Annotated in this window: 18 protein-coding genes; 2 read left to right on the forward strand and 16 right to left on the reverse strand. The window is 38.4% G+C overall.

Annotation, left to right across the window (positions count from 1 at the left end; translation table 11 throughout):
* Window positions 1–11 precede the first annotated feature (11 nt).
* Window positions 12–611, forward strand: a complete 600-nt coding sequence (locus tag HCU67_RS00885) for a hypothetical protein (RefSeq protein ID WP_168550726.1) — start codon at window positions 12–14, stop codon at window positions 609–611.
* Window positions 612–660: 49 nt separating this feature from the next.
* Here the strand turns inward: HCU67_RS00885 and HCU67_RS00890 are convergent, their stop codons facing one another.
* Genes HCU67_RS00890 through HCU67_RS00910 form a run of 5 tightly spaced genes read right to left on the reverse strand, consistent with a single transcriptional unit; the run spans window position 661 to window position 5088 of the window.
* A complete protein-coding gene (locus tag HCU67_RS00890) occupies window positions 661–1743 on the reverse strand; it encodes a bifunctional 3-deoxy-7-phosphoheptulonate synthase/chorismate mutase type II (protein ID WP_168550727.1) in 1083 nt (360 codons plus the stop codon).
* Between the two features lie 2 nt (window positions 1744–1745).
* The gene (locus HCU67_RS00895; protein ID WP_168550728.1) at window positions 1746–2615 is read right to left on the reverse strand and encodes a prephenate dehydrogenase; all 870 of its coding nucleotides are present in this window, start codon (window positions 2613–2615) and stop codon (window positions 1746–1748) included.
* The gene (locus HCU67_RS00900; RefSeq protein ID WP_246865679.1) at window positions 2608–3108 is read right to left on the reverse strand and encodes a GNAT family N-acetyltransferase; all 501 of its coding nucleotides are present in this window, start codon (window positions 3106–3108) and stop codon (window positions 2608–2610) included. The genes HCU67_RS00895 and HCU67_RS00900 overlap by 8 nt, the downstream gene beginning before the upstream one ends.
* A gap of 10 nt (window positions 3109–3118) precedes the next feature.
* Window positions 3119–4261, reverse strand: a complete 1143-nt coding sequence (locus tag HCU67_RS00905) for a pyridoxal phosphate-dependent aminotransferase (RefSeq protein WP_168550730.1) — start codon at window positions 4259–4261, stop codon at window positions 3119–3121.
* Window positions 4258–5088 carry a prephenate dehydratase gene (locus HCU67_RS00910; RefSeq protein WP_168550731.1) on the reverse strand — a complete coding sequence of 277 codons (831 nt, stop codon included), beginning with the start codon at window positions 5086–5088 and terminating at the stop codon, window positions 4258–4260. Before HCU67_RS00910 ends, HCU67_RS00905 begins: the two co-directional genes overlap by 4 nt.
* 374 nt (window positions 5089–5462) lie before the next feature.
* On the opposite strand from HCU67_RS00910, the gene gldA reads away from it, so the two are divergent.
* A complete protein-coding gene (gene gldA / locus HCU67_RS00915; RefSeq protein WP_168550732.1) occupies window positions 5463–6356 on the forward strand; it encodes a gliding motility-associated ABC transporter ATP-binding subunit GldA in 894 nt (297 codons plus the stop codon).
* Window positions 6357–6370: 14 nt separating this feature from the next.
* Here the strand turns inward: gldA and HCU67_RS00920 are convergent, their stop codons facing one another.
* The 11 genes from HCU67_RS00920 to HCU67_RS00970 all read right to left on the reverse strand — a co-directional run bounded on the left by HCU67_RS00920 (window position 6371) and on the right by HCU67_RS00970 (window position 17768).
* On the reverse strand, window positions 6371–8686 hold the full coding sequence (locus HCU67_RS00920) for an outer membrane beta-barrel family protein (RefSeq protein WP_168550733.1): 2316 nt from the start codon (window positions 8684–8686) through the stop codon (window positions 6371–6373).
* 65 nt (window positions 8687–8751) lie between these two features.
* Window positions 8752–9459, reverse strand: a complete 708-nt coding sequence (locus HCU67_RS00925; protein ID WP_246865680.1) for a response regulator transcription factor — start codon at window positions 9457–9459, stop codon at window positions 8752–8754.
* Window positions 9460–9510: 51 nt separating this feature from the next.
* On the reverse strand, window positions 9511–10170 hold the full coding sequence (locus HCU67_RS00930) for a metal-dependent hydrolase (protein WP_168550735.1): 660 nt from the start codon (window positions 10168–10170) through the stop codon (window positions 9511–9513).
* A gap of 63 nt (window positions 10171–10233) precedes the next feature.
* Window positions 10234–10380 (reverse strand): hypothetical protein, encoded by a 147-nt coding sequence (locus HCU67_RS00935; protein ID WP_168550736.1) that lies wholly within the window; start codon window positions 10378–10380, stop codon window positions 10234–10236.
* 127 nt (window positions 10381–10507) lie between these two features.
* On the reverse strand, window positions 10508–11608 hold the full coding sequence (locus HCU67_RS00940) for a serine hydrolase domain-containing protein (protein ID WP_168550737.1): 1101 nt from the start codon (window positions 11606–11608) through the stop codon (window positions 10508–10510).
* The gene (locus tag HCU67_RS00945) at window positions 11608–12381 is read right to left on the reverse strand and encodes a head GIN domain-containing protein (protein WP_168550738.1); all 774 of its coding nucleotides are present in this window, start codon (window positions 12379–12381) and stop codon (window positions 11608–11610) included. Before HCU67_RS00945 ends, HCU67_RS00940 begins: the two co-directional genes overlap by 1 nt.
* Before the next feature lie 25 nt (window positions 12382–12406).
* Window positions 12407–13504 carry an acyloxyacyl hydrolase gene (locus HCU67_RS00950; protein ID WP_168550739.1) on the reverse strand — a complete coding sequence of 366 codons (1098 nt, stop codon included), beginning with the start codon at window positions 13502–13504 and terminating at the stop codon, window positions 12407–12409.
* Window positions 13505–13523: 19 nt separating this feature from the next.
* A complete protein-coding gene (gene metF, locus HCU67_RS00955; protein ID WP_168550740.1) occupies window positions 13524–14477 on the reverse strand; it encodes a methylenetetrahydrofolate reductase [NAD(P)H] in 954 nt (317 codons plus the stop codon).
* On the reverse strand, window positions 14474–14794 hold the full coding sequence (locus HCU67_RS00960) for a hypothetical protein (RefSeq protein WP_168550741.1): 321 nt from the start codon (window positions 14792–14794) through the stop codon (window positions 14474–14476). Before HCU67_RS00960 ends, metF begins: the two co-directional genes overlap by 4 nt.
* Window positions 14794–17487, reverse strand: coding sequence for a methionine synthase (gene metH, locus HCU67_RS00965; RefSeq protein WP_168550742.1), 2694 nt, complete (start codon window positions 17485–17487; stop codon window positions 14794–14796). Before metH ends, HCU67_RS00960 begins: the two co-directional genes overlap by 1 nt.
* The gene (locus HCU67_RS00970) at window positions 17487–17768 is read right to left on the reverse strand and encodes an antibiotic biosynthesis monooxygenase family protein (protein WP_168550743.1); all 282 of its coding nucleotides are present in this window, start codon (window positions 17766–17768) and stop codon (window positions 17487–17489) included. The genes metH and HCU67_RS00970 overlap by 1 nt, the downstream gene beginning before the upstream one ends.
* Window positions 17769–17772: the final 4 nt, after the last annotated feature.

The raw sequence follows: 17772 nt of genomic DNA on the forward strand, positions 1-17772 counted from the left end.
AACATCCAAAAATGATAAATAGCTTCCGCATGAGAATAATTGCCACGATTGTACTTCTTTTCAATTTTATGTTTTTTACCCAACTGTTCGCCCAAAATTCTACAAACGGAATTTTTCTAGAAGATGGTGACACTGAACTACATGCAAGTCTACTGGGTGGTAATGAATTCAAAAAAACTGCAGTTAGTTTCATCACCTTTGGAGCAGTACCTTCAGAAAGAATACCATTTTTACTAAATGCTAGTTCAGGTAACAATATTAAGAACCAGAGTTTTGTTTTCTCTTTTTCAAATAATGATCCATTTTCTGACACGGGTACATTTGATAGGGGTTTTAGAGATTCCAAATCCCCAAAAGAGTTTATTCTTTTAAGATTAAAAACAAACAAACGCCGAAATCATAGACAAATTTTTAAGCAAAAAACAAGTTGGCAAGAACGTGTTGTTGCAGCACTAGTACCATTTACAAGTGAACAGGTCGAACCTGGAGTTTTTAGCGTTACACCAAACTCCACCTTAGAGGCAGGAGAGTATTGCTTTGTTCATCAAGATATCTTGAACGCACCAATTTTCAGTGATTTTGCATTCTATGATTTTTCAATAGAAAAATAAAAAAGCGGCCATTTTAATGTAGCCGCTTTAATACTTGATTTTAATCCTCTTAAGAATTAATAATTTTCTCTTGGTGATTAATCGATTCTTGGTGAATCGCTTTGAACATTTTGAGTACAAATTCTTCACTTAGCCCCTTCTGTTCGCCTTCCAAGATCATTTTACCTAAAATAGCGTTCCAGCGATTGGATTGAAGAACTGCAACGTTCTTGCTCTTTTTCAATGCTCCAATCTCATCCGCGACTTTCATACGCTGGCCCAATAAGTCAATCAACTGGTTATCCAATACATCAATTTGAGCACGATTACCGGCCAATTTTGAGTTGTATTCTGCCTCTTCATCTGTTTCTTTACGCATCTTTAGGTCTACGAACATTTGTTTAAGGGCGTCTGGTGTTACTTGTTGACGAGCATCGCTCCAAGCATTCTCTGGGTCGTGATGTGTCTCAATCATCAAACCATCAAAGTTCAGGTCTAAAGCCGTTTGCGAAACATCAAAAACCATTTCACGCTTACCGGTAATATGACTTGGGTCATTGATCAATGGTAAATCAGGAAATCTATTTTGAAATTCAATGGCCAATTGCCATTCTGGTATATTTCGATATTTGGTTTTTGCATATGTTGAGAAGCCTCTGTGAATGGCACCAAGATTTTTTATTCCCTTCTTGTACAAACGCTCAATTCCTCCAAGCCACAAGGGTAAATCGGGGTTTATTGGATTTTTCACCAAAACCACCTTATCAGTACCTTCCAAAGCATCTGCAATATCTTGCATCATAAATGGGCTTACCGAAGTTCGCGCACCAATCCATAACAAATCAATATCATGTTCTAGGGCCAAATCTACATGTGTTTTGTTGGCAACCTCAGTACATGTTTTTAGGCCTGTTTCTTCTTTTACACGTTGCAGCCACTTAAGACCAAGCGCTCCCACACCCTCAAAATTTCCAGGACGGGTTCTCGGTTTCCAAATTCCAGCGCGATAATAGCTTACATCTGAATCTTTTAATTCATGTGCTATTTTCATTACTTGTTCTTCGGTTTCAGCGCTACACGGTCCGGCGATTACCAAAGGATGTGGTAATTCCATATTATCCAACCAAGTTCTTAGCTCTTTTGAGTTTTCCATTTTTAATTCAGTGTTTTAGTAATGGGTATTCCTTTCAATATTTGTTTTATTCTATTCGTATTGTTCATTTGATCGTAGATTCCTTCAAAATCTCCCTTCTCCATCATTGCTTTAAAGGATTCCAAATTTTTGATGTACTCCTCTAAACTCTTGACCACGTTCTCTTTATTCTGTTCAAAAATCGGGGTCCACATTTCCGGTGAACTTTTTGCAAGACGCACCGTACTTTCAAAACCACTCCCTGCCATGTCAAAAATATCCCGTTCGTTCTGCTCCTCCTCAATTACCGTTTTTCCCAACATAAATGAACTTATGTGTGACAAATGCGATACATAGGCTATGTGTTTATCGTGGGCTTCTGGATTCATGTAGCGGATGCGCATACCGAGTTCACGAAATAAGTCAAGGGCCTTTTCTTGTAACTTGAAAGCCGTTTTTTCAACCTCACAAATTATATTGGTCTTGCCTTCATAAAGTCCATCGAATGCTGCCGAAGGTCCTGAGAATTCTGTACCTGCTATAGGGTGGCATGATAGATAGTTTCTTCTTTTTTTATGGTTCGTAACCGACTGACAGAGTAATGATTTTGTCGACCCTGCGTCAATTACCACACAATCGTCATTTATGACATCGAGGATTTTAGGGAGTTCGGTGACCAAAACATCAACAGGAATGGTAACAAAAACCATATCTGCTTCTTTCAAATTTTCTGAACTACCCTTTTCATTTATCAATCCAATGTCCAGAGCTTCCGTTAAATGTTCTTCATTCTTGTCGAAACCAATGATAAATGCCTCAGGATGGAGTCTCTTGATGCCTTTGGCAAAAGAACCTCCAATTAGGCCTACTCCGATGATAACTACTTTATTCATTTTTCAATTTAGCATATAGGTGCTGGTCATGAATTGTACCATTCTTGATGACCGAATTACGAAGAACACCTTCTTTATTAAATCCATTTTTTTCCAATACCCGCATTGAAGGAATATTAAAATCAAATACGCTTGCATAAATTCGTTCAAGACCAAGCTTCTTAAAACCATAATCACTTACTAAGGCGATTGCCTTGGTTGTTATACCTTTTTTCCAAAAGGGTTCTCCGACCCAATATCCCATTTCAGCAGTAAGTCGATGAACATCAGTATTTGCATTTAATCCGATTATTCCGCAGAACTCACTACTGTGAGTGATACCAAAAGTGAGCGTGGGTCTCTCTGATTCTTTAGACTTAATGAATTCATGGGCATCTTCAATTCTATAAGGATATGGAATATAATCCCTGAGATTATCCCATATATTCTTATTGTTTGCCAACTCAGCTAGTCGAGAAGCATCAGATTTAATAAGGGGTCTTATTTCCACCATCGGTCCCATGCTAAAATCTTCCTATTGCTTCTTTAATTTTTTGTTCCTTCACACATAACGAAAATCGTATGTAACCTTCGCCATTGCTTCCAAAAATTGTACCTGGTGCTATGAAGATGTTTTTATCATAAAGCACCTCATCAATAAAGTCCTCAGACTTCTTAGAACCTTCGGGAAGTTTCGCCCAAACGAACATGCCTGCGGTATCTTTATCGTAGGTACAGTCCAACTTTTTCGCCAGCTCGAACATCAACTCACGACGTTCCGAATACACTTTATCAAGATTGTCAAACCAATCCTGACTTGATTCCAATGCTGCAATTGCCCCTTTTTGCAAACCATAGAACATACCGGAATCCATATTGCTTTTCACTTTTAATACCGCTGTCACATGTTCTTGGCTACCCATGACCATACCTACACGCCAACCGGCCAAATTGAAGGTTTTACTGAGGGAGTTCAACTCCATGGCACATTCCTTTGCGCCGTCAACTTGAAGTATGCTGGTAGGTTCATCATTCAGAACAAAACTGTAGGGGTTATCATTTACCAATAAAATCTCATTCTGTTTGGCAAAGGCCACCAGTTCTTCCATTTTAGCCATATTGATTTTGGCCCCAGTTGGCATATTGGGGTAACTGATCCACATGAGCTTTACTTTTTGCAAATCCAATTTCCCTAAAGATTGGATGTCAGGAAGCCAGTCATTTTCCTCCTTTAAGTCATATTGAATGGTCTCTGCTCCGATTAATTTGCTAACAGAGGTATAGGTAGGATAACCAGGATTTGGAACAAGTACTGCATCTCCAACATTCAAAAAGGCCATGCTGATGTGCATGATGCCTTCTTTAGAGCCAATTAGTGGTAATATTTCATTTGATGGATTCAGTTCAACCCCAAATCGTTCTTTGTAGAAATTAACCATCGCTTCCCTAAGCTCCGGCAAACCTTGATAGCTTTGGTATTGGTGAGCCCCTGGCTTGTCCAAAATAGCATTCAAGGCATTAAGGGCAGCTGTCGGGGGAGGCAAATCTGGGCTACCAATGCCCATATTGATTATCGGACGACCATCCGCAATAAGACCTCTTACTTCTCGTAATTTCTTTGAGAAATAGTATTCTTGAACGCTATGTAACCGATCTGCAGTAATCATTTTTTTAATGCGTTTTTGTACTCACCCAAAACCCTAAAATCTTCCGACATTATTTCCAACAATGATTTTGCTTTGGCAAACTCCTCATATTTATCAAATGTCACATCGACAAAGAATGCATATTTCCATGGCGTTTCGATTACCGGCAATGATTGAATCTTTGTAAGGTTCATATTGCAATCACTCATAACATTTAAAACAGTTGCCAAGCTTCCGCGTTTATGGTCGGTTATAAATCGTAATGAAGCCTTATCAATCTCTGATTCTGGCAATACTTTATTTTGCTTCTTAAGGATTATGAAACGTGTCGCGTTGTTTTTAATAGTTTGAATTTCTGGAGCTATGATATTTAAATCATAAAGTTCAGCTGCCACTTTTGGGGCTATGGCGCCCACAGAATCGAGGTTTTTTTCTTGGATTCGTTTGGCTGTCTCCGCGGTATCAACGTCTTCTACTAGTTTAATATGTGAATGGTCTTTAAAGAATTCTTTGCATTGCAATAGCGCCATAGGATGGGAGTGCACTTCCTTTAAATCTTTAATTGACACCCCATTTTTTACCATCAAATTGTGATGTATGCCCAAGTAATGCTCCCCGATAACATGAATATCGTTGTGGTATACCAAGTTGTAATTGGGAATAATGGAACCAGCAATTGAATTTTCAATGGCCATAACCCCTTGGTCAGCAGAACCATCCAACAAATGGTCAATCATTTTATCAAACGAAAGGCATTCGACCAATTCAATTTGTTCACCAAAATATTCTTTGGCCACTTGATGATGGTTGCTTCCTTTAATTCCCTGTATGGCGATTTTCAATTTCATCCAATAAAAAAGTCCCGAAGTAAACTCGGGACTTTAAGTGTTTTATACTTATGTATTTCTACAACAGTCCCTTTCTGCTTCCGTAAAAGAAGTAGAAATAAAAACCGCTAAAGAAATATGTGTTGTTCATTACTATGTAATTCTCGGCTAAGATTAATGTTTCAAACTAGAATTCAAAGAGAACCAATTAATTTTTTTGATTTTTAATCAAAAAGGAGATTTAACTGACTTTTTAATTAAAGAAAGTAGCAAATTCTGTTAATAATGTATTTATCCTCTTGTGGATGGTTCAACAACCAATACCATCCTCTGCCAGTGGAATCCTTCTAATTGCATAAAATTTATATGGATTATTTTTACAAGAAATTGATTCCATGTCCATTTCCGTTCAGAACGTTACGAAAATATTTGGTCAACAAAAGGCCTTGAACGACGTGTCATTTGAAATTGACAAAGGGGAAATTGTTGGGTTTTTAGGACCAAATGGAGCTGGAAAATCGACAATGATGCGCATTTTGACTACCTACTATCAAGCAGATGCCGGGAAAGCCCATGTGAGCGAGTTTGATGTAATGGACAATCCGCATGATGTTCAAAAGAACATAGGGTATTTACCCGAACATAATCCTTTATACACCGAAATGTATGTAAGGGAATACCTTGGTTTCAATGCCGATATTCACAAGGTAGCCAAGTCAAGAATTTCAGAAGTAATTGAACAAACAGGTTTAGGAACTGAAGCGCACAAAAAAATTGGGCAATTATCAAAAGGCTACCGGCAAAGGGTAGGTTTAGCAGCTGCATTACTTCATGACCCAGAGGTATTGATTTTAGATGAACCGACCACCGGACTTGACCCCAATCAATTGATTGAAATACGAAAATTGATTCGTGAAATTGGTACAACAAAGACCATTCTGCTTTCCACCCATATAATGAAAGAAGTAGAGGCGGTTTGTGATAGGGTTATCATAATCAATAAAGGGGAAATCGTAGCAGATAAAAAATTGGACGAGCTAAGAGAAAGTACTGAACAGATTATTGAAGTGGAATTCGATTATCGAGTCGAAGAAGTTTTATTAAATCAGTTGCCGAGCGTCGTTGCAGTAAAAAATACGGGGGGCTTTATCTACGAAATCACTTTTTCCACTGAAAAAGATATGCGACCGGCCGTATTTGACTTTGCCCACGATAATGAATTGAAAACATTACAGCTGCGTCGAAAAAATAAAAACTTGGAAAGTTTGTTTACCGAGCTCACCAGTTGATTGCCAAAACAAGTCTATCGTATTCTATCAATATTACCATCTACATCCTTGTTTTTGAATTTTACCTTGTCTTGATTACCAAAGCGATATTTTATAGACAAGGCTGCCTCCCTTAAATCAGTAAAGTACACACCATCGGCAATCACTCCATTTATGGTGTAGCTCTCTTTAAAATTTGTTCCTCGAGTAATATCGTTGAAGCGTAAAGTACAGTCCCAATTCTTGAAAAAGGTTTTGGATATCGAGGCCTCAAGGGAAATCCTGGCATTTCGTTCAAAAATACCTTGTTGACTTCTACTTATGGCATAACCTCCGAAGGCCAGCGTAACATCTTTTCCTGTTTTGAATTGCTGATTCGTGTAGGCGTAAAAAACAGGCCTCGTTTCACCCAAGACCGCAGTATTATCCTGTATTTGGCTATAAATGACATTTAATGTGTTGTTTGAAGTCCATATGCCTTTGGTGTATGGTACAGTCACCCCGGTATAAAACCCAATTTCCTTTTCCAAATTGACCAGTGAAAGTATGGCAGTATCCATTTCCTCATCATAGGATATCGTAAAATTTGTGGGATTGGTACTTTGATAAAAAGTAGCGTAAAAAGAAGTTTTGCCCTTTTGAAAATTGGCAGAAAATTCGTCTGTAAATGTTGGTCTCAAATTCACGTTGCCAGCACCTTCTAAAAACGGATTGATAAAAACTGTAATAGAGCTTGCCCTTGAAAAGTCTTGACGGTTAATGTTTCGGGCATAGTTTAGGCTCAAGGTTTTGGTACTATCAATGGTAATCGAGACATTGGCCTTTGGAAATAAACTTGTGTTTATTCTTGAAATCACTGGTACAGCATCATTGTCAGCAGCACTATCCACCTCGTTATGCTCTAGTCGAGCACCCAATTCAAAATTTATTTTTTCACCCAAACTACCTGAAAAAGAACTATACACGGCATACAAGTCTTCTTGATATTCAAAATCAACTTCTGTGGTAACATCCCTTATAATTTCTGTTAAAGCATCTGCATTTGCCAAACTGATATTTGTACCCCATTCCCATTTCAGATTAGCTGAAAAGATCTTTTCGAAATCCAGACGAAAAGCCAATGAATTGATGCTGTATTCCTGATTTCTAGTTTGGTCTAAAATAAAATCACCCCCATTGATGCTGTTGCTTATTTCGGTTCCTAAAGTTTGTCGAAATCCTGAATATTGAAGTCCGGTAAAAATATTCCAGCTGTCACTTAGTTTTTTATTGAAGTTGAATGAGGCACTGTAATAGTCTTTACTATTATCATTATCGGTTTCGGTTTCGGTTGACTGCTCCTCACCCCTATCCACAATAAAGGTATCTGTAAAAAAAGGGGCATTATCCGTTTGTAATCTTGCTGAAGCGTTTAACGAAATATAGTCGTTCTCATTCCATTGGTTGTACACCCCAAAGCTCGGATTAATTTGGGTACGCACATTTCTTGGAATACGAACCAAATAATCAACCAATACTTCCCGCTCAGGTATTTCAAACAAAAAACTATTGCTCTCCCACTGTAGCAATTGATTGTAACCTAAGTTTCCGCGTACTGTCCAATTTTTGGTCGAATAACTAGAGTTCAACGCCAAATAGTTATTAAAATTCCGTCTTTGTGAAACTGTTTCTTGCGTGCTACCTTGAAAACCGCCATCAAAATCTTGCATTAATCTAACCAAAATTACTGCCCGGCCTTCGGCTTCGTATTTTGCAGACGGATTGTTAATCAACTCAATTGTTTCAATGCCATCGATTGGTAGTGTATTGAATTCTTCAATTGAAATACGCTGATTGCCCAAATATAAAAGCGGGTTGCCCTTGCCTAAAATAGAAATTGACTCTCGATCAGCTGAAACTTGAATGTTTGGCAATCTAGATAGCAAATCCATTGGGTCTGGAATTGAAGAAAAATACGGATTTTGAACATCAACTTTTAAATTACCGTTTTGATATTCAATGGGGTTTTTTGCGGCAATGAGTTCAACTTCATTTAACTGGGTAGTATTTTCGTTTAGCTGAATCTGCACATTAGTAATAGCAGGGATTACAATTTGCTTGCGATGTTTTTGAAAGCCCAAGGCTGATATTTCCAAAAAATATTCACCACTTGCAATATCTTCGAATATAAAATATCCTTCTAGTAGTGTGGTGTACTTGAGAACATTTTTAGTTTCCAAATCCAACAAAAGAACATCCCCAACCGGCACTGCATTACCATTAGTATCGAGAACATTACCAGTCAACTGGAAAACCTGTTGGGCGGAGGTAAAAAAGGACACCAAAAAAAACACCAAGGCCAGATATTTCAAAACCAATCAATTTTGAATCAAAGAAAACTTAGAAATTGAACCTATTGAATTTTCAGGGGTCTGAATTAGGTGCTAGCACCCGTGCTTTTTTGAAAAAGTTCTTGCCTATTGGCCACATTGAGCTTGGCGTAAAGATTTGTAATGTGAGATTTCACCGTGCTCAAACTTATAAAAAGTTCGTTTGCAATTTCTTTGTTCGATTTGCCCTGTAATATCAAATTACGAACGGTAATTTCTTGTTTACTCAATTCTGCAGGTATTGATTTACGAACACCATTTCTCCAATAATAGGTTAGATATCCCAAACAAAGACAAAGTGATAACAAGCCAAGGTTCAACCATCTACTTTGCACCAATTGGTTTTGTAGCTCAGCCTGATTTAAATAGGCCATTTTTTCTTCAAGAAAAAGATACTCCGATTTCGGGATATCACTACCACGTAATTCATCAAGCAATGAAACATAGTACTCTGGGTTTTCAGAAAGGTCTTTATTCAATAACTTCTTTTCATCAAGAAGTTTTACCGCCATCAGTTTAACGCCCAATATTTGTAAAGAATCCCGAACATAGCCTCGAAGTTGTTGCTCTTTATCTTGTTCATCAAAATTTGACAACTTCAACTCAAAATTTTTGAACTTTTTCCATTCTGATAAGGAGAGTTCTTTATAGGCCTCGTCAGAAAATGAAGAAATGATTTTGTCCGTTGTTACTTCTTGGCCTTGTAAAGAAGAAGAAATAAAAACAAAAACCAAAATGTAGCCTATTGTTTTCATAAATAGGATTTTTCTAAAGTTCAACATTAACTGGATTTTTTGCAAATGCCCTTAGGTTCTTTTTGTGTCCACCCAAAACGCTAATCCTGCAAAAAGAAAATAGGAAACCAATGCTGAAATGGTTAAACCAATAATATCATGATTTGCTGGAAGCACATAATAATTCAGGTAGTTTACCAATAGTAAGAACAATACGAACCCTATGGACACAAACTTGCCAAACTTGTTCTTTGCAACCGTACGTTTCAAATAGTACCACAAACCCAGCAGCAATACCAGAGCTTCTAGGGCAAAAGTTGCAGCCTTATTGTGCCAAAGGCCAAATCCGAATTTGGGTTCACCGTGCAAGAGAGGTAAATCAGGGGTATGAACAAATAAATCGGCGACCCAATGGGATAATACCCCTAAACCCAAAACAAAAGCAATACTTTTTCCACTGGTCTTTTTACGACCAAACAGCAAGAAAAAAATTCCTCCAAAAGCAATGGCCCAAAGTATACTCCCAATCAAACTATGTGTGAAAGGAAATTCCATTTTAAAATCATTGGTTTCAGTGTAACCAGGCACAAACTCCATGGTTTCCAATCCCCAAACTACGAATGGAAAGAATAAAATATCAACAAATTGGGTTGCAATGAAAAGCCAGCCTAATGAGGCTTCTTTTTCTCTACCCTTAAGGGCAAAGGCGGCTGCGTAATGACCTACGAACATTTTGACAGTTTAGTCGGTAAGGTACTAAAGTTGAAAGTAACCGACTAAAATGCCGAAATTAAATTAATACCTAGCTATCCTATCTTCCTTAGCGTCGTCAACCAATTGTTCAACGGTTGCTTTATCTGCTTCACTATCAGCAGATTCGCTAAATTTTAATAGGAAAATTGAAACTAATAAAAAGAAAAAAAGTAGTAAACACTTTTTCATTTGTGGGATGTTTAGTTTAACGAGTCAAAAGTAGTGTGGTATCGATGGTAGGCAATAATTTTCCTACGAATGGTTCAAAAATATAGTTGAGATGCAGTTTATAGCTCGAAAAAGGCTTTAAACTATTTCATACCATAGAATTTGAGGTGTATAATAGAGTTGATTCAACAACCAAATCAAGCTCGGCCTGAACTTTAGGATCTGTACAATTTATCAAGAAGGAGTAAACCAAATTATGTTCCGGATACACAAAAAAATTGGTGTATGCCCCAACGCTGCTACCAACGTGGCCAATAAAAGAATTACCCATTCTATCTTGGCTTACCTGATAACCTAAACCATAATATGTTTGATTTTTGCCAATTTGCTGTGAAGAAAAAAGTTGGTCAAATGTCTTTTTCTTCAATAGTTTACCTTCTAAAATGGCAAGGCCCATTTTAGCTATATCGGCACTTGTAGACAAATAACCACCACCTGCCAATTTGTAAAAGTTAGCAACCTCAATAGCATTTTTAAACCTTGATGCCCTTTTGGTGTAGAATTTTGCCAGTTGTAATTGCCCTATTTCTATTGATTGACTCTTGTCATCTTTTGGTGCCATGGTGCTGCTCATGTCCAAAGGCCTCAATACCTTTTCTGCAACATAATCTTGAAAGGGAATTCCAGATGCTTCTTGCATGGCCAAAGAAAGCAACACGAAATCAAAACTGTTGTATAAATAGTCCGTTCCGGGTTCAAATACAAGTGGGTCATCTTTGAAAACCTCGATACTTTCTTTAATACCGAAAGGACGATTCATGGCAAATTCCTTACCACGATATCCACGAACTCCCGCTGTATGGGAAGCTAGTTGACGTAGTGTAAAATCGTATTTCTTTTTAGGATAGTAAGGAACATATTCATACAAAGAATCATCCCAATTTAGAATGCCTTCCTCTACCATCTTTCCGAAGGCCAAACCGGTGATACATTTTGAAATACTTGCTATTCGAAATTGAGTCTTTAATGGATCTACAGGAGTCTGATTACTTATATCCGCATATCCATATCCCTTTTGAAGTAGGCTTTCACCATTTTTTAAAATAGTGACTGATATTCCAGGTACTTTTTCTTCTTCCACAAGATTTTGTAAAGTAATAGCTGCTCGTTCCATTTGTGGTAAGGTTTGGAACTCTTGAGGCTCAGGTTTGGCTCTAAACAGATTTTGGAAAAATCGTAAAACAGACATTAGTCCCTAAAAATTAATCTTCCTTCAAAGGTTTCATCTACAGCTATTACCTCGGGGCGATTAAAACTAATAACATTACCATAGCCTCTTATGGTACCAGCGATTCGCTCTTGTGGATTAACCAATATGTCATTACTCCCCCGATGGTTTATTGTTACAGTGCCTGCTTCTAAAGATTCTGCTTGAATCCGGGTGTCCCCAGCAGCAACAGTTATTCCCAAGTTCTGTGTTCTTCCACTCAAATTGAAAAATGAAATACCATTGACTACAATACTCACACTTTCATTATCCAATGTCAAATTAAACGAACCGGAAGTGGTTTCCGCTTCAGGAACAAAAAAGCTTTCAGATATTAAATCTAAACTCGGGTAGGTCAATGCTCCGATATTTGAGACCAAGAGACCAGTGGAACTACGGATTTCAGTAATATTTGGAGAGGTGACATAAACCGTTGACAGTTCATAATCCCGAAAAAGATTACATCCATTTTCATTACGCAACAGTAATCGTTCCCCTTCAACAGTAGCTTTTATATCGTTTAACAAGAACTCTCCGGTTTCAATTTCAACCTTGTGTTCATCGCCTTCGATAAGAACTAGATTCAAAAGCTCAAATACAGTAATCTGCGAGAACTCTTCAACCTCGACCTCAACTCTGACCAAATCGCCTGCACTTTGAAAACAATCTGAAGCACTTTCACTATTGCAGGAAAGACAGAGTACCAACCAAAAAAGTAAGCAACCTATTTCTACTATTCTTTTGAATTGATTCATACTTGGTATTTGAAATTTATTCCTTTCATAATCGAATACCAATTCCAAATTCAACTGCTTCAGCGGCCGCCGAATGGGCTTTAAGGGTTACACTACCAAAAAACTTATCCCCAAAATAACGCTTGAGTCCTATGCGGTTATAAACCCTCCCTTCAAAATCAAATGGGTAGTACACATAATATCCCAATTGGGTAATAAGACTTAGTTTATTAATGAAAAGTTCATGGCCAACAAAAAGCCCTACGCGTTTAAAGTCAGTATTGCCGTCTACCATCATTTCAGGAAAGGAATTGGATTGAAATCGAATTAATTCCTTTAAGAAATAAGACAGAAAGAAATCGCCTCCAAATTGCAGAGCACTTTTTCTTCCAACCCGTTTATCTGCATAAGCGGATAATACCAAAAATCCATATTGCCCAGAACCCACAACATCACCTTCGTTCAATCCAGTACGAATCACACCATTGAATGTAATTGGTTCAGTTACATCATTTTTTTCATAAGACTTGAAATCTATTTCTTCTTTATGGTTCAAATCATAAACAACCCCTAAGTTAAAGGCGAAGGTATTGGTAGAAGTATTAGGAGCCTTAAAATTGGCATTGGAATAATGGATTAAGGAAATCCCTGTTTTTAAACCTAAACCTGAAACCAAATTCTCTTTGTGAAAGTTGACTATGGCCATGGTTGAACTCAATAAATGGGAACCATACGCCGAATTTCGAAAATTAGTTTCGCGGTCATATGGATTGGTATTGTAGGCAATACCCTGACCTATTCTAAATTGTAGATTTCTTTTAAAAAAGTAAAAATTATAGTGTGCATAAACCCCAAAATGTTCGCCTAAGGTGGGATTGTTCATATTTTGGTAAATGAAGGTATAGCCAGTATCAGGATAATTGAAATCGGCCTCCCATTCTTCGCTACCAAAGTGTTTTTTGTTAAGGCCTAAAATCACTCCTCCTGGATGTGAGGTAATCAAATGGGCAATGTCAGAATTATGCAATAGAATAGAGCCATAGAACGGACTGGCATCCAAGGTGTACTTCGTTGGATTCTTTTTTTCTTGCGCGAATCCGAAAAGACAGCAAACTAAAGCGATAAGCAAGGGGCTTCTTCTCATCGACGGTAAAAGTAGCAATTTAAAAAACGGCCTCAGCTATTGCCTTTATGTTATCTGATTTGCCCATGGAGTAATAATGCAATACCGGTACTCCAGCCGCTTTGAGTTCCTTTGATTGCTCAATACAATATTCAATGCCCACTTGTCGTACTTCTTTATTGCTTTTACAGGCTTCTACGGCCTCAATCAATGCTTCTGGAATATCAACACGAAATACCTGGGGTAACAACTGTAAGTGCCTTTTAACTGCAATTGGCTTTATTCCCGGTATTATAGGTACATCGATTCCCATATCTCGGGCCGCATCTACAAATTCAAAGTACTTTTTGTTGTCAAAGAACATTTGGGTCACCACATAATCAGCTCCTAGTTCCACCTTTTGTTTGAGACGTTTCAAATCATTTCTTAAAGAAGGGGCTTCCATATGTTTTTCAGGATAACCAGCCACCCCAATACAGAAATCGGCGCAATTGTCAGATTCAATAACCTCGTGCAGATAATTGCCGCAATTCAATTGTTGAATTTGTTTCACCAAGTCAGAAGCATAATGGTGTCCTCCTTTAGTAGGTTCAAAATACTTTTCTTCTCTCATGGCATCTCCGCGCAAGGCCATCACATTATCAATACCCAGATAATGGCAATCCACGAGAAGATATTCGGTTTCCTCTTTAGTGAAGCCACCGCACAAAACATGTGGAATGGCATCAACATCATATTTATGCTTAATTGAGGCACAAATACCCAAGGTCCCCGGTCGCATGCGGGTCAATTTTTTATCGAATAATCCATCCCTGTCGATATAAACATACTCTTCGCGAGAGGTTGTTACATCAATAAAAGGAGGCTTAAACTCCATTAAGGGATCAATGTTGTCATAGAGTTCTTGTATGCTCTTTCCCTTAACTGGTGGTATGATTTCAAAGCTAAAAAGGGTCTCCCCCTTTGCTTTATTAATATGTTCAGTTACTTTCATTCTTTACTAATATTTGGCAAGTGAATGCCGATTTTTGGGGCAATAAAGTTGAATACTATTCCCCCAATCAGGCCTGCTACGAATCCAAAAATTAAACCAATCAAAGGCATGCCCAGCAATGCCCCAAAAGCCAAAAAGGTGCCGTAACTCAGGCCTGGCGTTTCCAAGCTTTCTGGCGATAACCAATTTAGGGTTACCATGGTATCGATGACAAGACCTCCAAAGGCGTAAAAGATTCCACATAGCAATCCTATTAAACCGAAAATGGTCATTTGAAATATTGCAAACGGTAATACCCGAAGTCTTTTGATTGCCATTACTCACTAATATTCGGTGCCAGCCACTTTTGGGCCTTTTCCATTTGAATTCCTTTTCGTTCGGCAAAGTCAGCGACCTGATCTTGTTTGATTTTTCCCAAACCAAAATATTTAGATTCTGGATGCCCAAAATAGTAACCACTGACACTTGCTGCAGGCCACATTGCCAAACTTTCCGTCAATTGTACACCGATATTTTCTTCGACCTTCAGAAGTTGCCATATGGACAACTTTTCTAAATGGTCAGGACAAGCAGGATAACCCGGTGCAGGTCGAATTCCTCGATATTTTTCGTTTATCAATGCTTCATTGTTTAAATTTTCTTGAGCTGCGTAGCCCCAATATTTTGTTCGGACTTCTTTGTGCAAATATTCGGCAAAGGCCTCGGCCAATCTATCTGCCAAAGCCTTAATCATGATGGAATTGTAATCGTCATGATTGCTTTCAAACTCTGCTGCCAGTTCTTGGGTTCCAAAACCTGCAGTAACACAAAAACAACCCATATAATCCTGAATGCCACTATTCTCTGGGGCTATAAAATCAGCGAGTGCAATATTGGGCACTCCATCCCGCTTTTTAAGTTGTTGACGAAGGGTTCGGAAAACAGCTCCCTCTATATCTCCCGCCAAGGGGGAGACTTCGATATCGTCACCAATCGAATTCGCCGGAAACAAACCGAATACGGCCTTGCCTTTTAGTAGTTTTTCTTCGAAAATTTTTTTGAGCAAAGATTGGGCATCTGCGAATAGCTCTGTTGCTTGTTCACCTACAACTTCATCCTTTAAAATTTCGGGATATTTTCCATGTAAATCCCAAGACCTAAAAAAAGGAGTCCAATCAACATATTCCGTTAGTTTGGATACATCAAAATCTTCCCAGACCTGTACGCCTAATTTGTTCGGTTCTTTGATATCTTCAATCTTAAAATCAAGACGAAGCTTATTTTGCCTCGCTTCATCAATGGTCAGGTACTCTTTTTCTTTGGTTCTATTCAAGAACTTTTCTCGAAAACTCTCATAATCGAGCTTTATCGACTTTTTATATCCAGCAGAAGTGTCTTTTTGAAGTAAATCACCGACCACAGTAACCGCTCGTGAGGCGTCATTGACGTGTACCACAGACTGACTGTATTGCGGATCTATTTTAACTGCGGTATGGGCCTTACTTGTTGTAGCGCCACCAATCAACAAAGGGACCTTAAAGTTTTGACGTTCCATCTCTTTGGCCAAAAAGACCATTTCATCCAACGAAGGGGTAATCAAACCACTGAGACCGATAATGTCGACACGTTCCTCAACTGCTTTCTGAATTATCTTTTCTGGTGGTACCATTACCCCTAAATCGACAATTTCATAGTTGTTACATGCTAAAACCACAGAAACGATGTTCTTACCGATATCATGTACATCACCCTTTACCGTGGCCATTAAAATCTTACCAGCTGCTTTCCCAGCCGTAGCATCAGCGTTGTTCTTTTTTTCTTCTTCAATATAGGGTTCTAGGTAGGCAACCGCTTTTTTCATGACCCGTGCCGATTTGACCACTTGGGGCAAGAACATCTTACCACTACCAAATAAATCACCAACGACATTCATGCCAGTCATCAAATTGTCCTCAATAACTTCTAAAGGTTTTGTAGCCTGTTGACGTGCCTCTTCAACATCTTCAATGATATATTGGTCAATACCCTTAACCAAAGCCCTCGTAATTCTATCTTGTAAGGGATCCTCTCTCCACGATAGATCAACTTTACTTTCCTTTGCCTTCCCTTGAACGGTTTCAGCAAACTCCAGAAGTCGTTCGGTTGCATCATCCCTTCTATTCAAAATGACGTCCTCAACATGCTCCAACAAGTCTTTAGGAATATCATCGTAAACCTCTAGCATGGTCGGATTTACAATACCCATATTCATACCTGCTTTAATGGCGTGAAATAAAAAGACCGAATGCATTGCTTCTCGAACAGGGTTGTTACCTCGAAATGAAAAAGAAACATTACTGACCCCACCACTAACACTACAATAGGGAAGATTATCCCGAACCCATTGCGTGCCTTCGATAAAATCCAAGGCATTACGTTTGTGCTCATCCATGCCAGTGGCAACAGGAAAAATGTTGAGATCAAAGATGATATCTTCAGGAGGAAACTTCACTTTATCTACCAAAATTCGATATGAACGTTCTGCGATTTCTTTTCGACGCTCCAGATTATCAGCTTGTCCAACCTCATCAAAGGCCATCACAATGACGGCTGCGCCATATCTTTTTATCAATCTTGCCTGGCGGATGAATTCTTCTTCGCCCTCTTTTAAGCTAATGGAATTGACCACACATTTGCCTTGAACCACTTGTAAACCTGCTTCAATGATTTCCCATTTTGAAGAATCAATCATAATGGGCACCCTCGAAATATCGGGTTCTGAAGCGATTAGGTTTAAAAACTTGACCATTGCCGTCTTACCATCAATAAGACCATCATCCATATTGATATCGATAATCTGGGCACCGCCCTCCACTTGATGACGAGCAACTTCCAAAGCCTCTTCAAATTTTTCCTCCTTTATCAACCGGAGAAACTTTTTGGACCCAGCAACATTGGTTCGCTCCCCAACATTAATGAAATTACTTTCTGGAGTGATTACCAAGGGTTCAAGACCACTGAGCTGCATATATTTTTCTTGGGTTGTATTCATTAACTATAATGTAGTACTTCAGGAAAAGGTTCGTAAAAATGATGGAGCAATTTCTTCCATTCTTGATATTTCGGGGAATTACGAAATCCGACTTCGTGATCGCCTAAAGTTTCCCAGTTGACCAATAGTATGTATTGATTCTCCTTTTCAATACATTTTTTTAGCTCATGATTGATATATCCTTTCATGGATTCAATGATTGATGACGCTTGCCTAAAACTCTGTTCAAATTTTAGGTTTTCACCGTTCTCAATATTCAAAATTGCTACTTCAAGCACCATATTA

Origin of the sequence: Croceivirga thetidis, assembly GCF_012272815.1 — a bacterium.
Classification (GTDB): Bacteria; Bacteroidota; Bacteroidia; order Flavobacteriales; family Flavobacteriaceae; genus Croceivirga; species Croceivirga thetidis.